The 25715-nt window shown below is 41.7% G+C and carries 20 protein-coding genes; 3 read left to right on the top strand and 17 right to left on the bottom strand.

From position 1 onward, the window contains the following. Positions 1-101 precede the first annotated feature (101 nt). Positions 102-2318: a glycerophosphodiester phosphodiesterase family protein gene (locus ACIQXV_RS01065; protein ID WP_402954730.1), complete on the top strand. Its 2217-nt coding sequence runs from the start codon at positions 102-104 to the stop codon at positions 2316-2318. Between the two features lie 327 nt (positions 2319-2645). Here ACIQXV_RS01065 and ACIQXV_RS01060 read toward each other — a convergent pair whose 3' ends face one another. The 14 genes from ACIQXV_RS01060 to ACIQXV_RS00995 form a co-directional block, all read right to left on the bottom strand. Continuing rightward, positions 2646-3152 carry a DinB family protein gene (locus ACIQXV_RS01060; RefSeq protein WP_402954727.1) on the bottom strand — a complete coding sequence of 169 codons (507 nt, stop codon included), beginning with the start codon at positions 3150-3152 and terminating at the stop codon, positions 2646-2648. A gap of 287 nt (positions 3153-3439) precedes the next feature. After that, positions 3440-4267 (bottom strand): alpha/beta hydrolase family protein, encoded by an 828-nt coding sequence (locus ACIQXV_RS01055; RefSeq protein WP_402954724.1) that lies wholly within the window; start codon positions 4265-4267, stop codon positions 3440-3442. Between the two features lie 35 nt (positions 4268-4302). Then, positions 4303-5583, bottom strand: a complete 1281-nt coding sequence (gene kynU, locus ACIQXV_RS01050; RefSeq protein ID WP_402954721.1) for a kynureninase — start codon at positions 5581-5583, stop codon at positions 4303-4305. A 34-nt stretch (positions 5584-5617) separates the two neighbouring features. Next, on the bottom strand, positions 5618-7036 hold the full coding sequence (locus tag ACIQXV_RS01045) for an amino acid permease (RefSeq protein WP_402954718.1): 1419 nt from the start codon (positions 7034-7036) through the stop codon (positions 5618-5620). 161 nt (positions 7037-7197) lie between these two features. Continuing rightward, positions 7198-7989: a 2-keto-4-pentenoate hydratase gene (locus tag ACIQXV_RS01040; protein ID WP_402954715.1), complete on the bottom strand. Its 792-nt coding sequence runs from the start codon at positions 7987-7989 to the stop codon at positions 7198-7200. A 75-nt stretch (positions 7990-8064) separates the two neighbouring features. After that, positions 8065-8844 carry a 2-keto-4-pentenoate hydratase gene (locus ACIQXV_RS01035; protein WP_402954712.1) on the bottom strand — a complete coding sequence of 260 codons (780 nt, stop codon included), beginning with the start codon at positions 8842-8844 and terminating at the stop codon, positions 8065-8067. 63 nt (positions 8845-8907) lie between these two features. After that, entirely contained in the window at positions 8908-10377 is a 1470-nt protein-coding gene (locus ACIQXV_RS01030; protein ID WP_402954709.1) for an aldehyde dehydrogenase, read from the bottom strand. An 11-nt stretch (positions 10378-10388) separates the two neighbouring features. After that, complete coding sequence (locus ACIQXV_RS01025) at positions 10389-10838, bottom strand: RidA family protein (protein WP_402954706.1); 450 nt, start codon at positions 10836-10838, stop codon at positions 10389-10391. Then, entirely contained in the window at positions 10835-11851 is a 1017-nt protein-coding gene (locus ACIQXV_RS01020) for an amidohydrolase family protein (RefSeq protein WP_402954703.1), read from the bottom strand. Before ACIQXV_RS01020 ends, ACIQXV_RS01025 begins: the two co-directional genes overlap by 4 nt. Beyond that, on the bottom strand, positions 11842-12378 hold the full coding sequence (locus tag ACIQXV_RS01015) for a 3-hydroxyanthranilate 3,4-dioxygenase (RefSeq protein ID WP_402954700.1): 537 nt from the start codon (positions 12376-12378) through the stop codon (positions 11842-11844). The genes ACIQXV_RS01020 and ACIQXV_RS01015 overlap by 10 nt, the downstream gene beginning before the upstream one ends. 161 nt (positions 12379-12539) lie before the next feature. Further along, complete coding sequence (locus ACIQXV_RS01010) at positions 12540-13865, bottom strand: MFS transporter (protein WP_402954697.1); 1326 nt, start codon at positions 13863-13865, stop codon at positions 12540-12542. An 18-nt stretch (positions 13866-13883) separates the two neighbouring features. Beyond that, positions 13884-14792: an alpha/beta hydrolase gene (locus ACIQXV_RS01005; protein ID WP_402954694.1), complete on the bottom strand. Its 909-nt coding sequence runs from the start codon at positions 14790-14792 to the stop codon at positions 13884-13886. A gap of 360 nt (positions 14793-15152) precedes the next feature. Then, positions 15153-15536 (bottom strand): Na-translocating system protein MpsC family protein, encoded by a 384-nt coding sequence (locus ACIQXV_RS01000; protein ID WP_402954692.1) that lies wholly within the window; start codon positions 15534-15536, stop codon positions 15153-15155. A 23-nt stretch (positions 15537-15559) separates the two neighbouring features. After that, the gene (locus ACIQXV_RS00995; protein WP_066092845.1) at positions 15560-16306 is read right to left on the bottom strand and encodes an IclR family transcriptional regulator; all 747 of its coding nucleotides are present in this window, start codon (positions 16304-16306) and stop codon (positions 15560-15562) included. Between the two features lie 536 nt (positions 16307-16842). Between ACIQXV_RS00995 and ACIQXV_RS00990 the strand changes: the two genes are divergently transcribed. Continuing rightward, positions 16843-17496: a carboxymuconolactone decarboxylase family protein gene (locus ACIQXV_RS00990; RefSeq protein WP_402954688.1), complete on the top strand. Its 654-nt coding sequence runs from the start codon at positions 16843-16845 to the stop codon at positions 17494-17496. Positions 17497-17724: 228 nt separating this feature from the next. Further along, positions 17725-18162, top strand: a complete 438-nt coding sequence (lspA, locus tag ACIQXV_RS00985; RefSeq protein WP_402954685.1) for a signal peptidase II — start codon at positions 17725-17727, stop codon at positions 18160-18162. Positions 18163-18283: 121 nt separating this feature from the next. Here the strand turns inward: lspA and ACIQXV_RS00980 are convergent, their stop codons facing one another. From ACIQXV_RS00980 to ACIQXV_RS00970, 3 genes are all read right to left on the bottom strand, one after another. Further along, positions 18284-20818 (bottom strand): bifunctional 2',3'-cyclic-nucleotide 2'-phosphodiesterase/3'-nucleotidase, encoded by a 2535-nt coding sequence (locus tag ACIQXV_RS00980; protein WP_402954682.1) that lies wholly within the window; start codon positions 20816-20818, stop codon positions 18284-18286. A 729-nt stretch (positions 20819-21547) separates the two neighbouring features. After that, complete coding sequence (locus ACIQXV_RS00975; RefSeq protein WP_402954679.1) at positions 21548-22261, bottom strand: YwaF family protein; 714 nt, start codon at positions 22259-22261, stop codon at positions 21548-21550. A 189-nt stretch (positions 22262-22450) separates the two neighbouring features. Continuing rightward, positions 22451-25573: an efflux RND transporter permease subunit gene (locus ACIQXV_RS00970; RefSeq protein WP_402954676.1), complete on the bottom strand. Its 3123-nt coding sequence runs from the start codon at positions 25571-25573 to the stop codon at positions 22451-22453. Positions 25574-25715 lie beyond the last annotated feature (142 nt).

Raw genomic sequence — 25715 nt, 5'->3', positions numbered from 1 at the left:
TGCCATCTTTACTAAATATTAATATTCTATTAAATCTAACTTTACAATTCTCCTATACCTTTATGTATGACAGACATAAACCCTATTGGAGATGATTGAAAATGAAAAAGAGTTTGATCGCTGGTCTTGCTTGTCTATCCCTTGCTGTAACTACCGCTGAACCTTGGGCCGTTTTAGCTGCTCCGGAAAAGAAGATCGTTACTGACAATGGACAATCTACCTTACGTCCAATTACCTCTGACGTTGCAGTCATTGCCCATCGCGGGGCATCAGCATACGGCCCGGAGCATACCTTGACAGCCTATAAACAAGCAATGCAAATGAAAGCAGATTATGTGGAATTCGATTTACAAATGACGAAGGATGGCCACTTGATTGCCATGCACGATGAAACGCTTGGAAGAACGACAAATGCAAAGGAACTTTATCCTGATCGGGCACCATGGCAAGTGAAAGATTTTACACTGGATGAAATTAAACGTCTGGATGCAGGTTCATGGTTTAACGCAGCATTTCCGAACATGGCGAAAAAAGAATATGTGGGACAGCCCGTCCCAACACTTGAAGAAGCGATTAATTTTGTAAAACAAAAAGGAAATGGAAAAGTCGGCCTATATATGGAGACAAAAGCACCAAATGTCTACCCCGGAATGGAAGAAAAGTTAATTGATATCTTGAAAAAAACCAATGTTCTGAATGACAAGAATCTAATTCTTGAATCATTCAGTGAGGAAAGCCTCCGCAAATTGAAAACTATGGCGCCAAATGTACAGCTGATTCAACTTTATACTGCCGCTATGCTGAAAGGGAAGGATGTCTATCAGGAATTTAAGCGAATCTCTGAATACGCAGCCGGAGTAGGCCCTAGTAAAGAACTTGTTGTCCCAACGTTTATGGAAGCCGCACACCAGAATCAACTTCTTGTCCATCCATGGACAGTGAATTCACAGGACGACTTGGCATCACTTCTTTCACTTGGTGTGGATGGAGAGTTCACGAATAACCCTGACCTGTTAGTGGACTTACTGGATAAGCCGTTTGTTTCACATGGTGTAGCGAGCGGGGATGTGACCGATTCTTCGGCCGTATTATGGGCACGTGCAAGCGGACCAGCCAATATTCAATTTGAAGTTTCGACAGATCCCAGCTTTACACGCCCTTCCATCGTCAAAACCAGTCATGCAGATGCCAAGCATGATTTTGCGGTAAACGTAAGTGTCGACGGATTAAAGCCAGATACCACTTATTATTATCGCGCGCATGCCGTTTCAAGCAACTATACGGTGAACGGTTCCTTCAAAACAGCACCAGAACAAAACAGCTTAAAACCAATGACGATGGTTTGGGGCGGAGATACTGGCGGTCAGGGAGAAATTCCGCCTTATAAAACATTTCGGGCCATGTCAGCCTTAAATCCGGACTTCTTCCTGTTCAGCGGGGACACCATTTATGCAGATAATAAGACACCGGCTGTTCCTAATCCTCCATCCGAAACCGTACAGGATTTTTGGGCGAAATATAAGGAGAACCGAACAGATGCAGGATTGCGCAGTCTTTTACAAAAAACTGCAACCTTCTCCATCTGGGATGACCATGAAGTAACCAATGACTTTTCGGGCCCATCTGAACCGTTAACTCCAAGCGGTTTAAGTGCGTTCAAAGATTATTGGCCAATTTCGGGGGAACGCAGTTCAGCGGACAAGCTTTATCATACGTATTCATGGGGAAATACACTTGATATGATGATTCTTAACAACCGGGGTTACCGCGACCCGAACACCCAAGCGGATGGACCGGATAAAACAATGCTCGGTGAAGAACAGTTGAAATGGCTTAAACAGCAGCTTCTCGAGTCAGATGCAAAGGTTAAACTTGTTGCTACTTCTGTGCCAATCTCCGTTCCGACCGGAAAGGCAAATGCCAGGGATGGATGGGCAAATGCAAATCAAGTAAACCCAAATGATCCAACCGGTTATGAGAACGAGTTCAAAAAAATCTCTGATTTTATCGTGGAAAATGAAATTAAGAACGTATTTTTCGTCACGACCGATGTCCATTTTGCCCAAGTCATCAAGTATGATGCCAATCAAGACGGCAAAACCGATTATCACGAGCTGATCAGCGGTCCAATTGGGGCAGTAAAAATAAATCCTGGTACATTGGATCCAACCTTTGGCCCGGAAAGTATGTATGCGGAAGGCAATTTCTTCAACTTCGGTGTGTTCCAGGTAGATCCAGTAAATAAGCAAGCTACAGTGGAAATCCGGGATGAGAATGGAAAAATCCATTTCAGCCATGCCTTCCAACTTGAAGAGTAGTAGTTTACTAGTTTTTTAAAACATTATAGGGTGTCAGGCACCATGTGAAAAATTCACATGGTGCTGTTTTTGTTTTACATATAAACACACATTAAATCATTTTGAATGATTTACTGTAGCTTTATTAAAAAGTTTGACCAAATAAATGATTATTTTGATCAATCTTTTTTTCAAAGGGTGCAACTTATAATTTTATACAAATATTTTTCAGTTCTGAATAGCACTTGACAGTGCACCCTCAATCAACTACCCTGTAGGCTGCTGAAGAAGGGTGGTTATTTTTATTACTGTCTACTTGACAGGGATATGTTCAGACCGTCCCCATGGTCAACATAAAAGTAATTTTATCTCTTTTATTTGTTCTATGTGCCGCTGTTCATGCAAATATATCTGTTCAATCCATTGATCAAGAGGTAATTCACCAATAGCAGGATGCTTCACTGATTTTTCCGCCAATATGGATTTATCTTCTATAGTACTAAGAAAAGTCATCAATTTTTTTCTCGAATCGTGTAACAAATTAATTATTTGCTGAACCTCAAATGGTTCGACATCTGGTTCAACGATTTTTGGAGCTTTAATCTTTTTCGTTCTATCCAATAATATAAGGTCAACTTTTTTACGTTCTCTTTGAGCACTATCAATCTCTTTTAATCCCCATGCAATAGCCTTTAGAGATGCCTCTTCCACTAAAACTAAGTGATGGCAAACTTGTGCAATACTCCACTTATTCATATCCGGCTTACTATTAAATTGAGCATCACTTAATAAAGCAATCTCTTTTACTAGGTAATTTCTCGTTTCATACAAATTGTCATTTACTAATTTATTCATAAGATTTCTCCCTTAACCAGAAATTCCGTACTTAGATTCCTATTCTGTATATATTCTCTACAATGAAAAATATTCTCCTGAGCTTTCCTTCACCCTTCTAAACCTTAAAAAGGAAACATCCTGAATAAGCTGGATATAAATAACATTTTATAATAAAATCAGCAAAAGATGAGGACAAATTTTAACAAAAAAGTTTACATTAAACAGGGTTGTGAGATATTAGAATTCACAACCCTGATTAGGTTTCTTTAGGTATTTTTATTGGTACTGTTCTAAAAGATTTTGGTTTAATCTTTATTGATTAATGAAAGAATGGATTCTAATACTACGGCCCATTCTTCTGAATCTGGGTTGATGAGTTTAAAATGTTCTGAATTAGGAAGAACTTTAAGGGCAACATCATCTCCCGCATATTCAGCAGCTTTTGCAAACTTTTCACTAATACCAACTGGCACATTTATATCTAGTGATCCGTGAATAATTTCAAGAGGTACGCCGATTGGTAGTAGTTCAATAGGTGAACATTCAGCAAACCTACTTGGACAGTCCTTATTATTACCTCCCATTAGGTCTCGAGTGGGATTATCATTGGCTTTTATTATGATTTCCCTCAGATAATGGACTTCACACATAAGTGCTAAATCACTAACCCCCGATAAGCTAATAACCCCTTTTATGGATAACGGATTTTCAAGTCTAGACAATATACTATCTTGAGGAAGCCTGTGCCTGGCAGCCGCCCATAATGCTAAATGTCCGCCGGCTGAGTGACCAATTGTCACAACACGGTTTAAATCGAGCGGATAGTTTTCAGACAAAGTACGAACAAAATCAGCCGCTTCTGAAACATCCTGGAAAGTGCCTGGCCATCCTCCACCTTCTTGACCAACCCGCCGATATTCTATACTCCAAGTAGCGATGCCCTGTGCTGTTAAACTTTCAGCGAATGGATTCATATGATCCAATGAAAATCCTGCTCGCCAAAAACCTCCATGAATAACAATTGCAACAGGAAACGGCCCATCCCCCGCCGCAGGAAGCCTTAAATCCCCAAATTGATTTTCATTGCGGCCATAGGATATTCTTTTAAAATCTCTTTCTTCTAAAATACTCATTGTAATCTACCTCTTTTTTTAAAAATGAATACCTCTTATACAACAAGTGTACGTTTATTGCTATAGTTCTCATAATCCATATTAATCGCTATTTCCTCAAGGATTTCCACGAGTCGATACACTTCCTCATATGAAACATAGAGTGGTACTGGCGCAAGCCTTATGACATTCGGTTCACGGTAGTCTGGCACAACACCACGATTTTTCAGTGCTTTACAAATGCGGTAAGCTTCCTCATGTTCAAGACAAATATGGCCGCCCCGTTTATGATCTTCGCGAGGGTTTCCAATGATGTAACCATATTTCGCCAAACGTTCATCCGCCAGATCCATCAAATATCTGGTAATATCCAATGATTTCGCACGAATCTTTTCCATACCAACCTTGTGATAAATGTTTAGAACCCCTTCTAGTGGTGCCATAGAGAATAACGGCTGTGTCCCCGTTTGCCAGCCATGAGCGTTTAATTCATGATCAAACTCATTGAGCAGCTTGAATTGAGTTTCTTTGTTATTTCCATGCCATCCAGCTAAACCCGGCTCCTTTTCAAAGTGCCTTTTATTAATGTAGAAACCGGCAATAGCACCCGGTCCCGCTGATAAATATTTATAATTGCACCAAACGGCAAAATCAGGATTAATATGTTTGAAATCATGCGGAACGATTCCGATAGAGTGGCATAAATCCCAACCAATAATAATTCCTCTATCATGTGCTTCTTTCGTAATACGTTCCATATCAAGCAGCTGTGCACTCCGGTATAAAACCGAAGGAAGCAAAATCAATGCCACATCTTCTGTCATTCCTTCAATAATCGCATCCTCAGAAACAAACCTACCATCAGAACTTGCTATGACTTTAACCGCATCTTTTGGGTCATACCCTTTTAATCTTACTTGGCTATCAATGGCATACCGATCTGTAGGAAAATTAAGATCATCGACTAAGATTTTGTAACGGTCTCGTGTCGGCTTATAAAATGTACTAATCCCTTGGTGGATATTAATGGTTGTATTTGTCATAACCGTGACTTCATCGTCATCTGCCTGAATCAATTGAGCAAGTTTTGCACCAAGAACCTTTTGATACAGAAAATATTTACTATCCTCGACATCCCAAATACCAATTCCATGTTTCTCCCACAAATCAATCACATGGAATAAAGCTTCTTTCGCGTCCTTCGAGCATAGCCCTAATGAATTTCCATCCATATACATCACATTTTCCTGAATACAAAACCGTTCCCGTATATCCCTTAAAACATCTTCACGGTCCTTCCTCTTAGCAAACTCCCAACTGTCCTCAAATTTGATCATTTTACGTCATCCTTTATATTAGTTTAATAGATTTTTATAAGCTGGGACCTTTGTTGCTTATACTTTCATCGTGACTTTTTGACTTAGTTCTCTTCCAAATAAAATAAGCAACTGATATGAAAATTAACTCTGGAAAGCCAAGTAGTAAGGTATCCTTAAACATAGGAGAAAACCAAGTAGATAAAACGACAGATGCTAACAAAATTGCACCCAAAATGGTTAAGTAAGGATAACCTATCATTTGTACAGGAAGCTTCCGGCCTCCTTGCTGATTCCATTTTTTACGAAAAAAGAAATGTGTCACAAAAATCATGAACCAAGCAAACATCGCACCAAAACTTGAAATCGAGATCATTTGTACAAATGCTGTTTCAGGGGAAACAACTGAATAAACCGACGCTATTGCAATCCCGATTGCTGAAGTAGATAAAGCAATGACAGGAACCTTATTTTTGCTTAACTGCCCTAACTTCTTAGGGGCATATCCTGCACGTGATAACGAAAACATCATTCGAGTAGAAATATATAATTGACTGTTCATAGCGGAAAGCGCAGCAACAAGGATAACAAAATTCATGATTCCAGCTGCTCCCGGTATGTGGAGAATCTCCATCACTTTTACAAATGGACTTTTGTCTGAACCTGCGGAACTCCACGGCACAATCATGACCATAAGGGAAAGCGTTAATAAGTAAAATAAGATCAGTCGAATAACCGCAGAGCGAAGTGCAATGGGCACGGCTTTTTCAGGGTCTTCCGCTTCCCCGGCACTAACAGCAATCATTTCAATACTTAAATAACTAAAGAGTGAAACAAAGATTGCAATCCACATTCCCCAAAACCCATTTGGGAAAAAACCACCGTGCATCGTTAGGTTTTGTGTACCGATATTTGTTTGATTCCCTCCAACAATGACATAAGCCCCTAAGATAATAAAACCAACAATGGCGATAATTTTAATAAGGGAGAACCAATATTCAACAGCACCAAACACATTTACACTGGTAGCGTTTACATAAAGAAGCAAAGCAGAAAATAGTAAAATCCACACAATCCCTGGAACAGTCGGAAACCAATATTTCATGTAAATGGCAACCGCAGTGATTTCCGTGCCAACTGCACAAACAAGACTAAACCAATAGGAATAGCGAACAGCGAACCCTGCCCAAGGATTCAAATATCGTTCAGCGTAAGCACCAAATGATCCTGAAGTCGGATGAGCAACGGTCATTTCAGAAAGGCACCCCATCAGCAGCAACGCGATTAACGCACCAATCGCATAGCTTACTATCACGCTTGGACCCGCACTGCCAATTGCAAGACCGCTACCTAAAAATAATCCAGTTCCTATCGCACCGCCAATAGCAATCATGGTAAGCTGGGAGGTTTTTAAACTCTTATTTAATCCTTTCTCCCTTTCGATAATATCCTGGAAATTGTCATTATGTTTCATTTTCCTCACCTCATATAAATGACGTAAATATGCACTTTACTATTTTTCTTGCAAACTATTTTTTCTTATGGCATCAGCATAACGCTATATAGAAAGTCCCATATCCTATATTTGAATGTAAGGAAGAGATGCCACTATGGGTAGCACTCTCTTCTGTTCACTCACTTACAATACATGGATACACTGCCTAAGCCTTCAAAATTTGCAATCACCGAATCTCCGGGCTTAAATGCGATGGCTTCGGTGATCGCACCGCTCAGGATGATATCTCCCTTTTTTAGTCCTTTCCCGCGGGCTCCCAGTTCGTTTACGGCCCAGGCAATTGCAGTAGCCGGGTGCCCTAGTACCGCTGTGCTCGAACCAGTTTGGGCCACTTCGCCATTTTTAGACATGACCATGCCGACGTTCCCTAAATCAAGCGAGCTTGGTGAAACCCATTTACTTCCCACGACAAATTTAGCGGAAGAACAATTATCCGCAATGACATCCACTAAGGTGAAGCGAAAATCTTTATAACGGCTGTCAATCACTTCAAGTGCAGGCGCCACATATTGGGTTGCTTCTAAGACGTCCTCTTCCGTTACGTTTTCACCTTGTAAGTCTTTCCCTAATAAAAAAGCAATTTCTGGTTCCACTTTTGGATGGATCAACTCTGAATAGCAAACCGCTTCCCATTCAAAAGCGAGCATATCGCTATGTAAATAACCATAGATTGCTTCATTGACGCCCATCATCACTTGCTTCGCTTTGCTTGTTAAACCTAACTTCACACCGACCGTTTTCGTGCCAGCCTCCGCTAATTTGCGTGCCAGTAAACCGGACTGTAATTCATACGCATCCTTTACGGTTAATTCCGGATATTCGTCCGTCACTTTAATGACTTCCCGTACATCACGCTCTGCCGTATACAAATACTCAATAATTTCTTTGTTTTTATTTGTTAGTAGAGTCATCCTTTATGCCCTCACTTTATTTATTTTTGCCCATGGGGCTGATACCAATTTACACATAACCCCAGCCGGATCGCATTATTCGAAATGAACCGTTACCGACCCAAGTGCACCAAACTTCGCTTCAATGGTGTCCCCGGCAGCAACCGGTACGGCGCCGGATAATGCTCCTGGTAAAATTAATTCATCTTTTTTCAAAGTAATTCCGAATTCATGTAATTTATTGGCGAGCCAGGCAATCGCGTGTGCCGGATGGCCAAGTGCCGCCGCACCTGCACCTGTTGCAAGAAGTTCATTATTTTTAAATAGAGACATGCCAGCTGTACGTAAGTCAACACCGTCGAGCGCTGTATATTTATCGCCCACGACAACTTTAGCAGAAGAACCATTATCTGCCACTGTATCAATTAATTTGATTTTCCAGTCTTCTACCCGGCTATCTATAATTTCGAGTGTCGGCACCACATATTTGGTTGCCATCATCACGTCTAAATAGGTAATATTCGGTCCGACTAAATCCTCTGCAAGAACAAAACCGATTTCCGCTTCAATCTTAGGCGAGATCATCGAATCCGCCTTTACCGTTGCGTCATTCTCGACACGCATTTCATCTAACAAATGGCCATAATCCGGTTCATTCACGTTCAGCATTTTTTGCATAGCTGCACTTGTTAACCCTACTTTTTTTCCAATAACTTTTTTCCCTTGGGCCAGCTTTACATTGATCGCTTCCAATTGTATTTGATAGGCATCTTTCACCGTTAACAGCTCATCGCGATCCGTCAAGGCTTGGACCGCTTGCCGCGTTTCTTCCGCTTTCAATAGTTCATGTGCATACTCAATCGTTCGTACTGCCACCAGAATACCCTCCTCATTCGAAATAAACAAAAGGTGAGCATGTGTCACCTTTTGTTTATTTCTTTATTTTTTCATTGTAATGGTTTTCGCTTCTGTATAGAAATCAAAACTATGACGTCCGCCTTCACGGCCAATGCCGCTCGCTTTAGCTCCGCCAAATGGTGTGCGTAAGTCTCGGACATACCAGCAATTCACCCATAATAAGCCGGAGTGAACTTGTGATGTCACGCGGTTTGCGCGTCTTAAATCATTTGTCCACACAACACCTGCCAAGCCGTAGATGGAATCATTGGCAATTTGAATTGCCTCTTCTTCCGTTTTAAATGGAATGATCACCGGTACAGGTCCGAAGATTTCTTCCTGGGCAACGCGCATTTTATTATTTACATCATAAAGAACAGTCGGCTCATAGAAGTTTCCTTCTGTGAGACCCTCAACCCGCTTACCGCCATGGGCCAATTTTGCACCCTCTGCAAGCCCGATTTGTACGTATTCATCAACAGATTGTAAATGGCCTTTTGACACGAGCGCCCCCATATCCGTCGATTCGTCAGTTGGGTCACCGACTTTTATTTTCTTCACCGCTGTAACAAACTTATCCAAAAACTTGTCATAAATACTTTCTTGAACAAGGATTCGCGAACCAGCTAAACAAATTTCACCTTGGTTGCGGTAAATCGCCTCAATCGAACCGGCAACCGCTTCATCTAAATCAGCATCTTCAAAGACAATATTTGCCGATTTGCCTCCAAGTTCTAGGGAAACAGGGATTAGGTTTTCAGCGGCATTGCGCATGACCGTTTTACCGGTATTGGACTCACCGACAAACGAAATTCTACGGACCGATGGATGGGACGCCATCACATTTCCGACTGTGCCTCCTGGGCCGGTGATGATATTCAGGACACCTGGCGGCAATCCTGCTTCATTGGCAATCTCGCCAAGTAATACGGCACTTAATGGTGTATAGGATGCCGGCTTAATCACGACGGTGTTTCCTGCCGCCAAAGCAGCAGAGGCTTTCCATGTCATTTGCATAAACGGCAAGTTCCATGGAATGATTAAACTTGTGACACCAGCAGGTGCATACTGGACATAGGACATGTGATTGCTCATATCAAAATGCTCATGTACCATGTACTTCGCCATCTCAGCGAAAAAGCGGAAGTTTTGGGCAGCGCGTGGAATATCAAAGCCGCGGCTTTCCTTTATCGGCTTTCCGACATCTAATGTTTCAATAAGTGCCAGCCGGTCGACATTTTCCATAATTAAATCAGCCATCCGGCAGAGGATTTTTGATCTTTCTTCAACAGGCATGTTACTCCAAACGCCGCTCACGAACGTGCGTTGGGCGACGTCAATGGCAAGCTTCGCATCCTCTTGGCCGCCATTGGCCACCGAAGCATGTTTTCGATTTGTTGCAGGATTAAGGGAGTCAAACGTTTCCCCAGTGAGTGCATCCCGATACTCTCCATTGATAAAAAGCTTCGCATCTTGAATGATGGTATTTTCAGCTACTAATTCTTTCGCCATACCCGTTCCTCCTATTCCTCGATCTCAAGAATCATCTCAATTTCAATTGCGGTATTGTTCGGTAATTGCGCCATTCCCACCGCTGAACGGCCATGCTTTCCTTTTTCACCAAATAGTTTCATGAGTAAATCAGATGCACCATTCATCACTTTCGGCTGGTCGGTAAACTCTTCCGTGCTATTGACCATTCCGAGCACTTTAACGAACTGCTTGACCTTACTTAGTTCGCCAAGTTCATTTTTCACCACACTTAAAAGGTTCAGCATCGATTGCTGTGCGGCTAAATACCCTTCTTCCACTGATAAATCCCGGCCCAGTTTCCCGTGGTATTGGTCCACGCCCTGGCCGGCGGTGAACAACAAATTCCCGGTTCTCACACAACCTACGTAGTCTCCATGTGCTGGACGTAAAGCGGGCAACTCCAGACCTAATTCCGCTAGCTTTTCCTCTGGTGTACTCATCGTTTGATCTCTTCCTTTATTTCAATATTTAAAAAGGCAAGCGCATTTCTGCCTAACATGTCCTGTTTTTGTTCTTCCGTCAGTTCTACCGTGTCATCAATGACCTTTCCAGGCGGAATTTCCCTTAATAAAAACGGATAATCCGAACCCATCACCACTTTTTCGTGCCCAAAACGATCCACTAAATATTTGATGTTTAACGGATCATAATTTAAAGAATCAAAGTAAAAGTTTTTCGCATAATGGCTAGGCGGATTACTGATTTGACGCAATTCAGGCCATACCTTCCACCCTTGGTCCAAACGCGGCAGGATATACGGGAAAGACCCGCCGCCATGGGCGAAACAAATCTTTAAGCCTGGGAATTGCTCCATCACACCGCCGCAGATTAAGCTGGCAGCAGCCAATGCTGTTTCACTTGGCATGCCGACGGTGTACATGAAATTATGGCGCGGCATCCGTTCCCTGCCTAACGTTTCCCACGGATGAATAAACAATGGTACTTCCCATTTTTCCGCCATTTCAAAGAACTTCGTAAAAGCGGGGTCATCCAAATTTTTACCGTTAATATTCGTCCCTATTTCGATGCCTTTTAAGCCAAGCTCATGAATACAGCGGTCCATTTCGCGAATCGAAACCTCAGCATCCTGCAATGGAACCGTTCCAAGGCCGATAAAGCGGTCCGGATACTTTTTCACGGTATCTGCGATAAAATCATTTTGAATTTTCGACATTTCTTCTGCCGCTTCCGGTTCGGCCCAATAAGAGAACGTCACAGGAATCGGCGACAAGACTTGGATATCGACACCTTCTTTATCCATATCCTCGATTCTTTTTTCCGGACTCCATACCTGGTCCGTTACTTCACGGAACACTTTCCCGGCGACCATGATGTTCGCGCCGCAGGAACATGTTTTCTCCAGCGTCGGCCAGCGTTCGCCGCCAAATTTTTGGGCGAAGCTTGGAATGTCTTCGGGAATGATATGTGTATGAAAATCTACTCTCATTTCCATAACCCTACTTCTTCTGACATTACGTGGCCGCAGCTTTCACATGTGCGAAGATCTAGGCTACTATTGAATTCTTCAATCGCGCCTTTTACTTGTGTTTCAATATTCGTTAATTGCACGCTTTTGCGGTGCATTTCCTTGTCACAGTTATCACAGAACCAAACGAAATCTTCCAGTTCACCTGTTGCACGCTTTCGTTCAATAACCAGCCCATAGGTATCTGCAACACGGTGCGGCGAATGCGGCACATTCGCCGGCAGCATAAATACTTCTCCTTCTTTAACAGTTACGACTTCGCGTTTGCCATTATTAATAACCTCGACATAGCAATCGCCTTTAATTTGATAAAAGAATTCGTCTGAAGGATCGACGTGGAAATCACGGCGTTTGTTCGGCCCGCCAAGAATCATACAGATAAATTCGGAGTCCTCCCAAAGCACCTTATTATTTACTGGCGGCTTGAGTTGATCCTTATTTTCTTCAATCCATTTCACTAAGTTAAAAGCATTTAATTTTGTCATCGTAGCCATTTATAATTCCTCCAATTTATTATTTTTCTTAGTAAATCGTCAGAAGATCTCTAACCCTTGAAGTCTACTAAGTTTCTAATACCAATATAGTGAAAAAGCGCTTTCAGTAAAATTGAGTTTTTTCATAATGTGAAATTGGTTGAATTTTTTTAAAATATTTACTATTGCTGATTAGATTGATTTGTCGGTACGAACAAAATCACTACGGAAGCAATAGCTGCTATTATGGCAAACAAATAAAAATTAAAGCGGAAGCCCACACCCATACTTAGAATGATTCCAACAAGGATTGGGCCGGCCACTGCACCAAAACGTCCGATAGCAGAAGAGATCCCGATGGCTGTGGCACGATTCTGGGAATTATAGTGTTTCATCACATAACTCGCAAGGACAAAAGTTGTGCCCGTAGTTCCAAACCCTGCGACCGCAATAAGCAGATATATGATCACGATATTGAACTTGATACTAAGTAGGGCGATGCTTAATGCGGCTAAAAAATAGGTAAAAGAAATGACTTTTTTCGGACGAATCCGGTCCGCTGCTGCTCCTGCTATAATTCCGCCGAAAATAGCCGCCAGATTAAAGATAAGCAAAAACGCCAAACTCGAATTCATCGGATAACCTGCTTGCTGCATGATTTTTGGAAGCCACGTATTCATGCCGTAAATGAGGAGAAATGCCAAGATATAAATGAAACTGAATAACACGGTGGAGGCCAAATATTTTTTTGAAAAAATACTGACCAAGCTATTGGATTTCCCTGTCACTTCCTCATCACCAGCCACTTCCTCTGCCAAATGATGTTTTTCCATCAGCTTTTGGGCTTTCGTTTGCTGATTGGATGCCTGTAAAAATTTGATAGACTCTGGCAAATACTTCATGGCAAACGGTACGATTAGAATCGGGATCGTACCCAACCAGAATAAAAATCTCCAGCCGAAAGGTGCAATGAACAGCATGCCGGAAACCGCTGCCGCTACTCCGCCAAAAGCAAAACCTGTATACATTAATACATAGACTAACGAACGATATTTTGCCGGTGAATATTCCGTGGTTAAGGCAGATGCGGCCGGAACAATTCCCCCTATTCCTAATCCAGCAATAAAACGGAATACAGCAAAGCTATCTGGCGAAAGGGCCAAAGCCGACAGCATCATCATGATGGACAATAACACCAAAGAGGCAAGTAACACTAGTTTTCTTCCAAATTTATCGGAAAGAACACCACCAACAGACGACCCAATAAACATCCCCAATAGGGCATAGCTTCCCATGGCCCCTGCCTGTGTGGCGGACAAGCCCCATTCACTTGGATCCATAAGGGATGGAAGGACCGCACCGTAAACAACTAAATCATAGCCTTCAATAAAAATAGTCAGCCAACAAATAACTGTGACTAAGATAGTTATTTTACTCAAAGGTTTCGTTTCAGCAGATCCCCGTTTGGTTGGCTGATTTTCTACGGCTACATAGGCATTATTTTTCATTACACATGACCTCCAGTTTTAATTGATTAATGGTAAATTTTCAAATTGAGCTAATACTTCGATTTGCCTCTTGGAAAAATTCACTCTATGACTCTGTTGAACGGTATTCTTAAGAAAAGAAATGATTTTAGGATAAAGAAGATGGTTTGGATAATCAGAAACAGCCCCTCCTTCAATGCCGGGTAATAGATTAAACCAGAAATGACCTTTATCTTCTATTTCCGTGACCTCTACCTCAATGTTTGCTTCTGTTAATTTTTCATAGAAAACGTATGATTGTGAAGGATTCAGGATCTGATCTTTCCCACCCCAAATTAGATAAAAGTTGGTATCAAATGTTGGGCTGGTGACAGCCTCGTCAATATACGTAACTGGTGAAGCCACAGCGAAAGCCCTTTCATTTTCCTTAAAGGGTAATCCAAGTAATTTTTCAAACATATTATTTTTCCGCTCCCGAACGGGATGTAGACACTCCGCTACTAGATCATACACGCCATACACACCAATAACAGAACAGATCTTATAACTAAATGGCCGAACCTTTAACGCGAAAAGTGCAGCTAAGTAGGCACCGGCTGAATCCCCGATAAGACCAATCTTGCCAACATCTAACCCCCTTTCATTCGCTTGAAAAACCAGCCAATTCATAGCCATCTCTAAATCTTCTAAAGCGCCTGGATAGGTTGAATAGGAGGAAGTGGCCAGCCTGTAGTTAATTGCCATTACGAAATAGCCCTCCCCGGCAAGCTTTTCCCCCCAGTCTTTATACATTTCTTTCGAACCCGTTTGAAAGGCACCGCCATGAATCAATACTAAAACCGGCAAATCTTCCACTATCAGTGTCGGCTTATACAGATCCGCCGTTAAATATTCCTTTTCCGTCTTACCAAACACTACATTTCTTTCTACAAGTACATGATTCGTCATCTGCTTTTTCTCCTTTTTAAATTTTGAACAACAAGAAAAGCGTAAGCGCCCTGGTCAGCGGCGTATGACCTGGAGCACTCCAACTGAGATAAAGGAAACACGGAGAGCGGAGCGATCCGATGTTGACTTATCGTAGGGCGGTGAGCGAAGGACACTAGCCGCTAGGGCGCTGGAGCTGGACAACAAAAAAACCATAACTGCACAGACCATTCCTATCGGAACAATCTAGAACAGCTATGGTTTGCCTTCTTTAAAGACCACCCATTGCTAGGCATGGTTTATAGATATACAGGAGCAACTGTATACGTTTGTTGTAATCATCATAATACCGAATATTCTGCATATTGTAAATAAAAACTTTTAGGAGCTTTTCCACATATTTTTTTCCAATAATAATACGGCTGTTGCTGAGTCATTTTCCAAATTCCAAGATTCATAGTTTTCGAGCACCTTGCATCCAAGAAATTCCTCAAACTTGGCAATTCGATGTTCTTTATCCATCTCTAAAAATACTCTTCTTGACTCTATCACGACCCTTTGTCCCTCTGGGCTTTGAATGAGCTTTCTTTCTCGTTCTGTTAATATGCCGCGGAGGAAATAAACGATAGTATCACCCATAAATCGAACTTCGGCACTTTTAGGGCCTTTCCCGCCCTGCTTTTTCACATAATTGTTTACAAAACTTAAGAATTCTGCCTCAAATGTCTTGGGGTCCGTATGCTTAATAATAAAGAACACCTCCATAAAATGTTATAGAATGGCTCGGATTAAATTTCAATATACCCTAATTCTTTTGAGATGGACTGCGCCGTATTTCTGACACTTTGGATGATCATGTCTCGATTACTGCCTTGCATATAGGAAGTGGGTCCGACTAAATTAACTGCCGCCAGTATGTCGCCTGAATAGGAAAAAATCGGTGCTGCAATCCCATACATGCCATCTGAATTTTCATTATTACTGATAGAGTAGCCATGTTTCCGAATCTCCGCTAGCTCTTTTTTTAACTGATGAATATCTGTAATGGTATTGGGGGCCTCATATGACAACCCCCGATTAATAGTCTCTTGTAGAAATATTGGATTGTACGCAAGCAAAACCTTTCCAGAGCTCGTGGCATAGGCTGGTTTCCTTGACCCGATGTACGTTTGGATGGGGGTCGATTCCTGGGAAGATACCCTTAAAACAAACACAACGGTCCCTTTATCAAACATGGCAATATGGACAGTTCCTCTAAATCGATTGATCAATTCCTTTACCAATGGCATCGCTTTTTCGTAAACATCTTGCTGAAACATCACATGATTATTCCACTCTAGTAATTTCCAGCCAAGCCGATATTTTTTCCGATTATCCTTCATCAATACCCCTTCATCACATAATGTGGAGACGATGTGATGGGCAGTACTAACATTCATGCCTAGTTTATCCGCAATCGTTCCAATCCCCAAGGCAGGATCTTCATTTGAAAAACAACTTATAATTTGACAAGCTTTTCTAACGGACTCAATCACAATAGACTCCCCCTCCCTCAAAACTCCTTTGTTAAAATGAAAGGGCTTAGATGACGGAATAATTGAAATTATTTTAAACATTATTATAGTGAAAACTTGTATAGAATACAATTTATATATTTTATAAGTAAGATAGGGCATGGGGAGAGACCCCATGCCCTTACATCAAAACCATTCCATATTCGATAAAATCCGAGCGGTGGCAGGCCCCTTATTTTAAGCGGTACGGAGTAACTATAACGAATTTTGGGATAAAAAGGTGTTAACCCATTAACTTTTGATATCAGAATATTGGGAATTTTATAATCGAGTGAAAAATGAGATTAAGAAGGTATAGTCACGACCGATGCTCACTGGATGAAAATGGAAAAGAAGCCCATGCCTTCCAGCTTGAAGAGTAAGAGTTTCCTAGTTTTTTAAAACATTATATTGTGTCAGGCACCATGTGAAAAATTCACATGGTGCTGTTTCTGTTTGATTCGTGCATGATATTCACTAATTGAGGGATACACTAAAAATTAAAAGGAGATTGAAGAATGACATCACATCTTTATTCAAAAGAAAATACACAAAATTTAACTCATTTAAATAATCTTGCACCAGAACAATTAAAAGCTTTTAATGATTTTAATGTGGCTGTTTTTAAAGAGGGTGCACTATCGAAAAAAGAAAAAGAAATTATTGCGGTGGCCATTACTCATGTAACGCAATGTCCTTATTGTATTGATGCTCATACAAAAAATGCGAAAAAAGCTGGTGCTACTTTGGAAGAATTAGCGGAAGCTGTATTTGTGACAGCAGCAGTTGAAGCTGGCGGTACCATTACACATAGTACTCATGTCCATAATGCAAAGGCTCAAGATGCATCAGATGTACTCTACGCTCGTTCCAACTTAAAGAATTTAAGCCAATTAGGCAAATTTGCACCAGATGGTTTTAAAGGTTATCAAGCATTCAGTGCTGCAGCAACAAAAGCAGGTAAACTAACTACAAAATTTAAAGAAATTATTGCTGTAGCTGTTGCAAACGCTACTCAATGCCCATATTGTATTGACGTTCATACAAAAAACGCAGAAAAACAAGGAGCAACCAGCGAAGAGCTTGCTGAAGCTATCATAGTAACTTCCGCAGTTCGTGCAGGTGCATCATACGCTCATATGGCGAATATGATTCAAAGTTACCAAGGTTGAGGTTGTAGCATTTTTTCTTTTTAAAAAGCTGGAAATCGTACAAATTGCTAGAGATCGTATATGTCGAAAAAAGACTTACAAATTTGTTTGTAGGTCTTTTTTTCATTTCAATATTAAATTATTTTCTTCAGCATTCCAAGGTAAGAACGTTTTTGATGCTTTTTCTAGGTGTTCAATTATACTGATGAGTAAGGAGGCAAGTAATTCAACAAGAAAGAAGGGCTCTATATGCTATTTTATGTAATTGCAATCCTCGTTATCGGGGCTGACCAGCTTTCTAAATATCTGATTCGTACCTACATTGACATAAACGAAGCATTTACATTATGGGGAATACAATTCACACATATCGAAAATAGCGGGATGGCCGGGAGTTTATTTCAAGGCTATGGACGGCTCTTCGGCGTTGTGGCTGTGTTGTTCGTGATAGGTGTTTTCTATTTTCGCAGAACCGGAGAAATGAAGGGTGCACTCATCGATAGTAGTCTCGGATTTCTAGTCGGAGGTGCAATTGGAAATGGCATTGATCGGCTTTTGTTTGGACAGGTAACAGATTTTATCATTCGCTCTGGTGGAGTTCTTAACTTGGCCGACCATGCTCTTGAGATGGGTGTGTTCCTGCTAATTATTTATGGAATCGTTAGCTGGCTGAAAAAAGTGCGCTAGATTCTCTAGATTTGGTAAGAAAAAAGGCGTGTCGAGCTGTTGCCAGTTCGCACGCCTTTTTGTATTGTTTTTTTGAATTTGCACCTTAAAACCGAACCCGTTAGTACCGGCTTCATGTTTCTTATTTAATCCATGCTCCATCTACCCCAACCTTGTATCCTTGGACGGTTGTGTTTACTGCCATGGTGCCGTCGTTCTTGAGGTAGTACCATTTGTTTTTGTACTGCACCCAGTTATTTTCAAGCATTTTTCCTTCTTTGCCCAGGTAGTACCATGCATTTTTGTACTGCACCCAGCCATTTTCAAGCATTTTTCCTTCTTTGCCTAGGTAGTACCATGCATTCTTATACTGTAACCAGCCATTTTCAAGCATTTTGCCGTCTTTGCCTAGATAGTACCATGCATTTTTGTACTGTACCCAGCCATTTTCAAGCATTTTTCCTTCTTTACCTAAGTAGTACCATACATTATTGTACTCCACCCAGCCATTTTCAAGCATTTTACCGGCATTGCCCAAGTAGTACCAGGTATTTTTATACAATACCCAGTCATTTTCAAGCATTTTTCCATCAGTACCAAGGTAATACCAGTTTGCTTTATCTTTTAACCAACTAGTTTGTGCCGCGCCATCTTCATAGAAATACCAATGGCCGGCTTCGAATTGCCAACCTTCTTTAACCGGTTGTTCTTCATTGGCACTTGGGACTAATTGATAGGTTTGGTTGCCCCCATTTTCTTCACCAAGTGCTTTAATGTTTGGTACTAAGTCCAGATATTGTTTTGCAACCGCGGAAGCTGTAAATGTCATGGTTACATTTCCGTCTACTGGTGCAATCGACCAGTTGTAATCCGGCTTTAGGTCAATGACTTTTCTATCTCTAATATAATCCATCAAAATATCACGAATTTCATCAGTAGAATCAAGCACTAGCTCAGCAGTTCCGTCCACTAGGCCCGGGAACTTCCCGCCGCCACCGGCACGGTAGTTATTAGTCACAACGATAAACTCTTGATCATCCTTAATCGGCGTACCATCCATCATCTTAAAATTGATGATTCTGTGTGAATCCGCATTCTCAAGGACACCCTTGCTCCAGTCATATCTTCTAGGCTTGGTGACATCCACTTGGTATTTAACACCATCAATTACATCATATAAGTAGCCAGGGAAAGAGTTATCAAGTAAATCTTGTTGTTCCTCTTTAGCTGGATCGATCTGTTTAAATGATGAAGCCGAAAATTCAAGCCACTCTCTCACTTGAGCCCCGTTCATTTTTACCGCTTTAATCGTATTGTCAAAGTTATACAAATCTGTTGCACTTTTGATTGAAAGATCGCCAACCGCAACATTTGTATTATTTTTAAAAGGTGCCATCGCCGAAACAACTGGAATACCTTTTAATTCCGGCTTATTTACTGGAATCCATTTTTCTGCATAATCGATTTGCGCCAGGTTCACAAGGTGTAAACTGGCATCGTCTGCCACTCTTGAGAAAAAGCTGAACAGTGGCTGCTTCGTTTCGCCAATTTTTTCATTCACATAACGAATCGTTGCCTCGTGCATGTCTTTAACTCCAGCGACAATCTCTTGATCCAATGGAGTATTTACGGAAACCGGGCGATTCTTTGAATTCGAAGCTTGCTTATCGACAGTCCACTTGCCATTTTCATCTTTAACAAGTTTTAAATCGACGACGCCTAAGTTGTCGCCCCATTTTCCTGCTTCAACTGCAGGAACGCCATGAATATGTCCTGTCTTATTATCAATTTCCGGTTTATTGTTAAAGCCACTTGCCCCTGGGAACGTTGTGTGCGCATGTCCAAACAGCATGACATCGACGCCTGGAACCTTCGTTAATTCATAAACAGCGTTCTCAGCCTCTTGATCATCTTCTTCCTGAATGTCACAGCCGGAGTGAGCAATCGCGACAATTATATCTGCCCCAGCTTCTTTCATTTCAGGGATGAATTTTCTTGCTGTTTCCGTAATCCCCTCAACTGTTACTTTTCCATCCAGATGGAACTTGTCCCAATTCATGATTTGTGGTGGAACAAAACCGATGACACCAACGTTTAGAGTAAATTCTTTCCCTGCATCATCGACAAAGGTTTTTTCTTTAATAACATAAGGAGTAAAATAGTTCTTTCCATTGTCAGCACGATAAACGTTCGCGTTTATCACATCGAAGTTAACATCTTTTAAGACACGCTCCAGATACGGCAGGCCATAATTAAACTCATGGTTCCCGACAATCGCTGCATCGTAGTCAAGGGTGTTCATTGCTTTAAACAATGGATGAACTTCGCCTTCCTTCAGGTTTTTGGCAGCATACGTTGCCAAAGGATTCCCTTGGATGGAATCGCCCGCATCAAAAAGCATCGAGTTTTTAACTCCATCTTCTTCTCGAGCCGCCTTGATCAGTGTTGCAGTCTTCGCCAAACCATATTTAATTCCTTGATCTGTACCTTGATAATAATCATACGGCATAACATTCGAATGAAGATCCGTAGTTTCCAAGATACGTAACTTTGCTGTGTTCCCTGTACCAGCTTCACTATCTGCTTTTACTCCAGCAGGAAATAAGCCTTGTACTGACGCAACAACAAGAAAAGCTATTAAAATAGCAGTCAGAAAAACTTTTCCTTTTTTCAACACAAATCATCCACCCTTCGACAAAATATTTAGTATACCCCGAAAAATTATACAATGACTCTAGCAGGTTTACAAGGTTTGTGCTGATAGCGTTTGCACAAATTGTAGTGAGCAGATTAGTTTAAACAATAATTTAGGCAGTGACAGAGATCGAAATAACCTCCCTCCGAAAGAAAAGTAAACAAAAATGATTGAGAGGTAAATTAATTAAGAAGTTAAATGAGAGTGCAGCAGAAGTAGACGGGCACTACTTCGATGATCAAAGACTGCTATATGTCAACTGGGAATACAAACCGATGGTCCTAGAAATCCTGAAGCAAAATAAAAAGTAAAATTAGATTAGAGCCCCTTTCGCTGCGATTACGAAAGGAGCTCTTGTATTGGGCGGTGCCTGACACCACAGGTAAACCGATGAAGGACAATATGCTAAAAATCCCAGCGAAAGTGTCCTTCATCAAGCCATTTTTGGGGAAATTCCTGAGTGCAATGCATCCAGGGGGATTGGATTCATTTTTGGTAAAATTCTCGAGCGAAATGCATCCAATAAAGGATATTGGACTCATTATTAAAGGAAATCACCGGTTTTATGAATCAAGATCCACGGGAACCTCTTTGTAACCATGCACATACTATGTCGCACACATCCATAAATGTACATCAACTATTTCTTATTTTTGTTTTATAAGTAATAGTTTAAAAGTCAGGCGTTCTGCCTGACTCCCCCGTCCCCCGCTATTTTCTTTTGTTCCAAAATGGAATGTAAAGTATGAAAAAGCTCAGGACCATCACAAGCTCCATTGAAAAGAGGTACCATGGCCACGGACCGAGATATTCTAACAGGGAGGTGCTTTTTGGTTTTTTCATGATAAACAGATAATTTGCTCTCAGTAGCTTATTTAGGAAAAAGACACATACAGCATATAGATTCACTAGTAGAATGGTCACCCACATGGAACGAATGGTGGGCCGATAACGGAAGGCAGCCACCATAAACAAACATGCCAGCACTACTCCTCCATGTGAAACAAAAAATTCAAAATATTGGAAGTGTGGAAACGAAAACCTGCCAAGATCAGGTGTCAGGATGGCTTGAATAGAACTACCTAGTGCCGCAAAATACATAAATTGAAAAAGTTTTTCGCTTCTCGTAAGCAACATGACTATGGCCAGTATGACAACGAGATCACTGAGATGCAGCGGCAAATCTTTCCTTATAGACCAAGCATTTTCAACCACAAGCCAAAGATGTTCCAATACATCAGCAACCACTAAGAGAACCGCAAGAAAAAAACGAAGATGCCTTCCCTTTTCCTCCTTTTTAAGCTCATTCCTCATTAAAAATAGAAGAAGACAAAGAATGAAAATAATCCCCATCGTCGTAAGGTGTTCCACTGAAAAGAGACGGAACGAATCAAGCTTTGAATGAAATTGAAAGTATGCTTGCATCTTAACTACCCCATTAACTGTGCTGATTTTTTTGGTGATTTCTTAGTTTATGGCAATTTTAACCAAAACTATACCAATTTGCTGGATATAAGGACTGAATTCCTCTCCCTCTAAATAGTGCAGAAATGAAGAAAAACTAGCGAGTCACCCACTAGTTTTCTTGTTTTCTAGGACGATAACAGCAAATTTTTACGCTGATACCGGTTGCTGCTGACGGTTTTTTGTTTTATTCCGCTTTACACTCAGCCATTCATACATAATAGGTATGATGAGGAGGCAGATAAGGGTCGAACTAATCATCCCGCCTACAACCACAACCCCGAGGGTTTGCGATACAAGTGTGTTTCCGTTGCTTGAGGCCGCTAAAGGAAGCAGAGTCAGAATCGTCGTCCCCGCTGTCATGAGCACCGGCCTCACCCTTGTAGCAGTTCCGAAAAGGATGGCCTTTCTCACTTCCATTCCTGAAGCAAGATTCCGTTCAATTTTATCGACGAGGACAATTCCATTGGTGACCGCAATACCTGCAAGCATCAACATGCCAATCAAGGCAGCCAGATTCCATTCCATGCCAAGAAGAGCCATGCCCCAAACAGACCCAATCAACGCCATCGGAATACACATCAATACGGCAGCCGGTGCATGCCAGCCGCGAAATACCGCACTGACAATCATCAGGACAAGTGCAAGCGACAGTATGAGGGCTAGGCTCATCTCCATCACCATTTGCTTGACTTGCTGAGAAATTCCGCCAAGCGAATAGTCAACACCAGAAGGAAGGTCCAACCCTTTCATGGTCTCATTTACTTGTCTCGTTACCTTGCCAATATCTCTTGTGACAATATTACCGGTCACAGCAGCAAATGAACGGCCGTCCCGTTCACTGATAACCGTTTGGCTGCTCGTTTCTAATGTCGTAATTTCCGCCAGCGACACCTGTGAGCCATCCTTGGCTGTAAACGTTTCATGTCCCATTTTTGAAAGAATCGTTTTTTTCGGATTCGGGTCACCAGCCGATACGAGCTTACCTTGAGCCGTATCCATTTGCAGCTCAATCGGAATCGCTACCTCTCCATTGGCAACGTCCATTCTTACGTTTTGAGGTAAATAGCGACTTATTCGATTCGTAACTTCATCGACATTCAGACCTAAGTCTTGAATTTTGTTCTGATTAAGCGCAAGGAAATGTTTCATCGACTCATCGGCATCATTTGCCGTTCCTTCCACACTTAAGCCAGGGACCATCTGCAGTTTACTTCTTACCAGAATCGCAGCTGCATCTAGATCGCGCTGATCTTCCCCGGTTAAAATCACCTTTAAGCGCGAATCATCGCCCGCAATATTTTGATTGGCAACGGTGAAGACCGCATTTGTTGATAACGCTCCAAGCTGGCTGCGCAATTGTTTCACGAATTGGTCTGTGTCTGTTTGTTTCTTAATCCCTACCGTAATGTTGGCGATATTTTGCTTTTGAATCCAACCGCCGCCCTCATCAAACACATCGTCAAACATAGGTGTAAACGTTGAGCCAAGAGTAGAAGTATAGGTTTCAACCTCAGTTTGATCTTTTAAGATGGTTTCAATATTTTTTACCTCAGCATCAACATCAGCAAGCAGGGCTTGCTCCGGAAGTTCCACTTGAATGGTCACACCATTGGCATTTTCTCTTGGAAAAAAATTCACTGGCAGAAAAGCAGCTATCGAAACTGTTATAGCAAATAAGGCCACCGCACCGGTTACAATTACTTTTTTCTTTAAAAATACCCATTGGAGTACGTTTCGCGCTGTCATCTCCACGTCCACTGACTTCGTAATGGGCTGTTTTTTCCAGCATAAATAGGCTAAAGCAGGTACGACCAAAATCGAAACGGCCAGTGAGGTGACAAGGGCAATGACAACGGCCCAAGCAAATCCGGAAAAAGCAGAGCTAATCATCCCGCCAATTAGCGAAATCGGCAGAAACACAGCGACTGTAGTGGCAGTGGAGGAAACAATGGCAGGAATCATTTCCACTACCCCGCCTGCCAATTGCCGAACTGATACCTGGCGGACCGTTTGTTCCATTTGTTTTCTGTACATATTATCGATTACGACAATTGAATCATCGACCACTCGCCCCATCGCGACGATTAATCCGGAAATGGTTAAGATATTCAAACTGACATCCATCGCTTTCAGGATCGCTGTTGCGGCAAGGAGGCAGACCGGCAATGACAAGGCAATAATCAGTGTGGAACGGACATTTCTAAAAAAGACAAAGACACAGATGACTGAGAACACAATTCCTAATAACCCTTCCTTGATTAACCCTTTTAAAGCAGTGTTTATTTCTTTTCCTTGGTCCAATAAAAGGGAGAGGTGAACGTCTCCTGACTTGATTTCAGGCTGGGCTTGGATTCGTTCATTAATCCGTTCTGTCACATCGGTTACGTTTGCTGAAGGTGTTTTTAATACATCAAGAAGAACACTTGGCTGTCCCGACGTTCTCGAAATCGTTTGCAGGTCTACTAGACTGCTCTTAATCGTGGCGATTTCTTGTAAATCGACGGTTTCTCCGTCAGACGTAGGAATTTTAATGTTTTCTAAGTCTGTACGATTCAGATCCCACCCTGTAACGCGGATGGGCATGGAAATTTGTCCTTCCGGTCCGCCGTTTTCTTTTATCGTCCCTTGCGGCCAGATCGGATGAATCGAAGAAAGGGCATTTTCGATATCATTTACTGTTAAACGGTGTTTTTCGAGTGTGCCGGGTTTCAGCGTCAACACGTATCCGGCTTTTCCTGCACCGGTTACCCGTATATCCATGACGCCTGGAACACGTTTTATTTCATTAACCACTTTATCTTGAACCGATGTCCGCAATTGATTTTCCTCTATTTTTTCGCTTGTTAAACTTAGACGCAGGACGGGAAAAGAGTTCGTACTGACCCGTGAAACAAGTGGTGTCTTCACAAGGTTTGGCAATTCCATTTTTTCAACGGCCTTCTGTACGTCGTTTTCCGCCTCTTCCATATCCGTATGGTTGGGGAAGTAGAGACTCGCCATGAATCCGCCATCAAATGAGTTGGTTTCGATGTAGCTGAGCTTATCAACAGATTGAACTGCTTCCTCCACCTTTGCCGCAATCGTTTGTTTCACCTGATCCGCTTGATAATGGTCGGCCTGAATCGTAACCATAAGGGCCGTGTTATTAATTGGCGGCAGATAATCGCGCTGCATCTGAAAAGCAGACATCGCCCCCCATGTGATGATCAAGGCGACACAGGTTAGAATTAAAACCGACCGTTTCATTGCTGCTTCAATAAATCGATTCATGGAAAAATAAACCACCTTTTAAAGGAATAGATCATTCCATTAATATGAAAATCGCTGGAGCGGGAAAATTTATAGGTTTAAACAAAGCTCTTTTCTAAACGATTGTTGTTTTTTATGATTCGCCGATATATTTGAAAATTCG

This window comes from Neobacillus sp. NPDC097160 (assembly GCF_044762155.1).
Lineage (GTDB): Bacteria > Bacillota > Bacilli > Bacillales > Cytobacillaceae > Neobacillus.
This window is presented reverse-complemented; position numbering and strand designations above follow the sequence as displayed.

Excerpts from the sequence above, each read along its gene's own strand:
- ACIQXV_RS01015 (WP_402954700.1), bottom strand. The coding sequence starts at position 12,378 with ATGGCTACGATGACAAAATTAAATGCTTTTAACTTAGTGAAATGGATT.
- ACIQXV_RS00970 (WP_402954676.1), bottom strand. The coding sequence starts at position 25,573 with ATGAATCGATTTATTGAAGCAGCAATGAAACGGTCGGTTTTAATTCTA.
- ACIQXV_RS00990 (WP_402954688.1), top strand. The coding sequence starts at position 16,843 with ATGACATCACATCTTTATTCAAAAGAAAATACACAAAATTTAACTCAT.
- ACIQXV_RS01030 (WP_402954709.1), bottom strand. The coding sequence starts at position 10,377 with ATGGCGAAAGAATTAGTAGCTGAAAATACCATCATTCAAGATGCGAAG.
- ACIQXV_RS01055 (WP_402954724.1), bottom strand. The coding sequence starts at position 4,267 with ATGAGTATTTTAGAAGAAAGAGATTTTAAAAGAATATCCTATGGCCGC.
- ACIQXV_RS01025 (WP_402954706.1), bottom strand. The coding sequence starts at position 10,838 with ATGAGTACACCAGAGGAAAAGCTAGCGGAATTAGGTCTGGAGTTGCCC.
- kynU (WP_402954721.1), bottom strand. The coding sequence starts at position 5,583 with ATGATCAAATTTGAGGACAGTTGGGAGTTTGCTAAGAGGAAGGACCGT.
- lspA (WP_402954685.1), top strand. The coding sequence starts at position 17,725 with ATGCTATTTTATGTAATTGCAATCCTCGTTATCGGGGCTGACCAGCTT.
- ACIQXV_RS01040 (WP_402954715.1), bottom strand. The coding sequence starts at position 7,989 with ATGACTCTACTAACAAATAAAAACAAAGAAATTATTGAGTATTTGTAT.
- ACIQXV_RS01060 (WP_402954727.1), bottom strand. The coding sequence starts at position 3,152 with ATGAATAAATTAGTAAATGACAATTTGTATGAAACGAGAAATTACCTA.
- ACIQXV_RS01005 (WP_402954694.1), bottom strand. The coding sequence starts at position 14,792 with ATGACGAATCATGTACTTGTAGAAAGAAATGTAGTGTTTGGTAAGACG.
- ACIQXV_RS01010 (WP_402954697.1), bottom strand. The coding sequence starts at position 13,865 with ATGAAAAATAATGCCTATGTAGCCGTAGAAAATCAGCCAACCAAACGG.
- ACIQXV_RS00975 (WP_402954679.1), bottom strand. The coding sequence starts at position 22,261 with ATGCAAGCATACTTTCAATTTCATTCAAAGCTTGATTCGTTCCGTCTC.
- ACIQXV_RS01000 (WP_402954692.1), bottom strand. The coding sequence starts at position 15,536 with ATGGAGGTGTTCTTTATTATTAAGCATACGGACCCCAAGACATTTGAG.
- ACIQXV_RS01065 (WP_402954730.1), top strand. The coding sequence starts at position 102 with ATGAAAAAGAGTTTGATCGCTGGTCTTGCTTGTCTATCCCTTGCTGTA.
- ACIQXV_RS01020 (WP_402954703.1), bottom strand. The coding sequence starts at position 11,851 with ATGGAAATGAGAGTAGATTTTCATACACATATCATTCCCGAAGACATT.
- ACIQXV_RS01045 (WP_402954718.1), bottom strand. The coding sequence starts at position 7,036 with ATGAAACATAATGACAATTTCCAGGATATTATCGAAAGGGAGAAAGGA.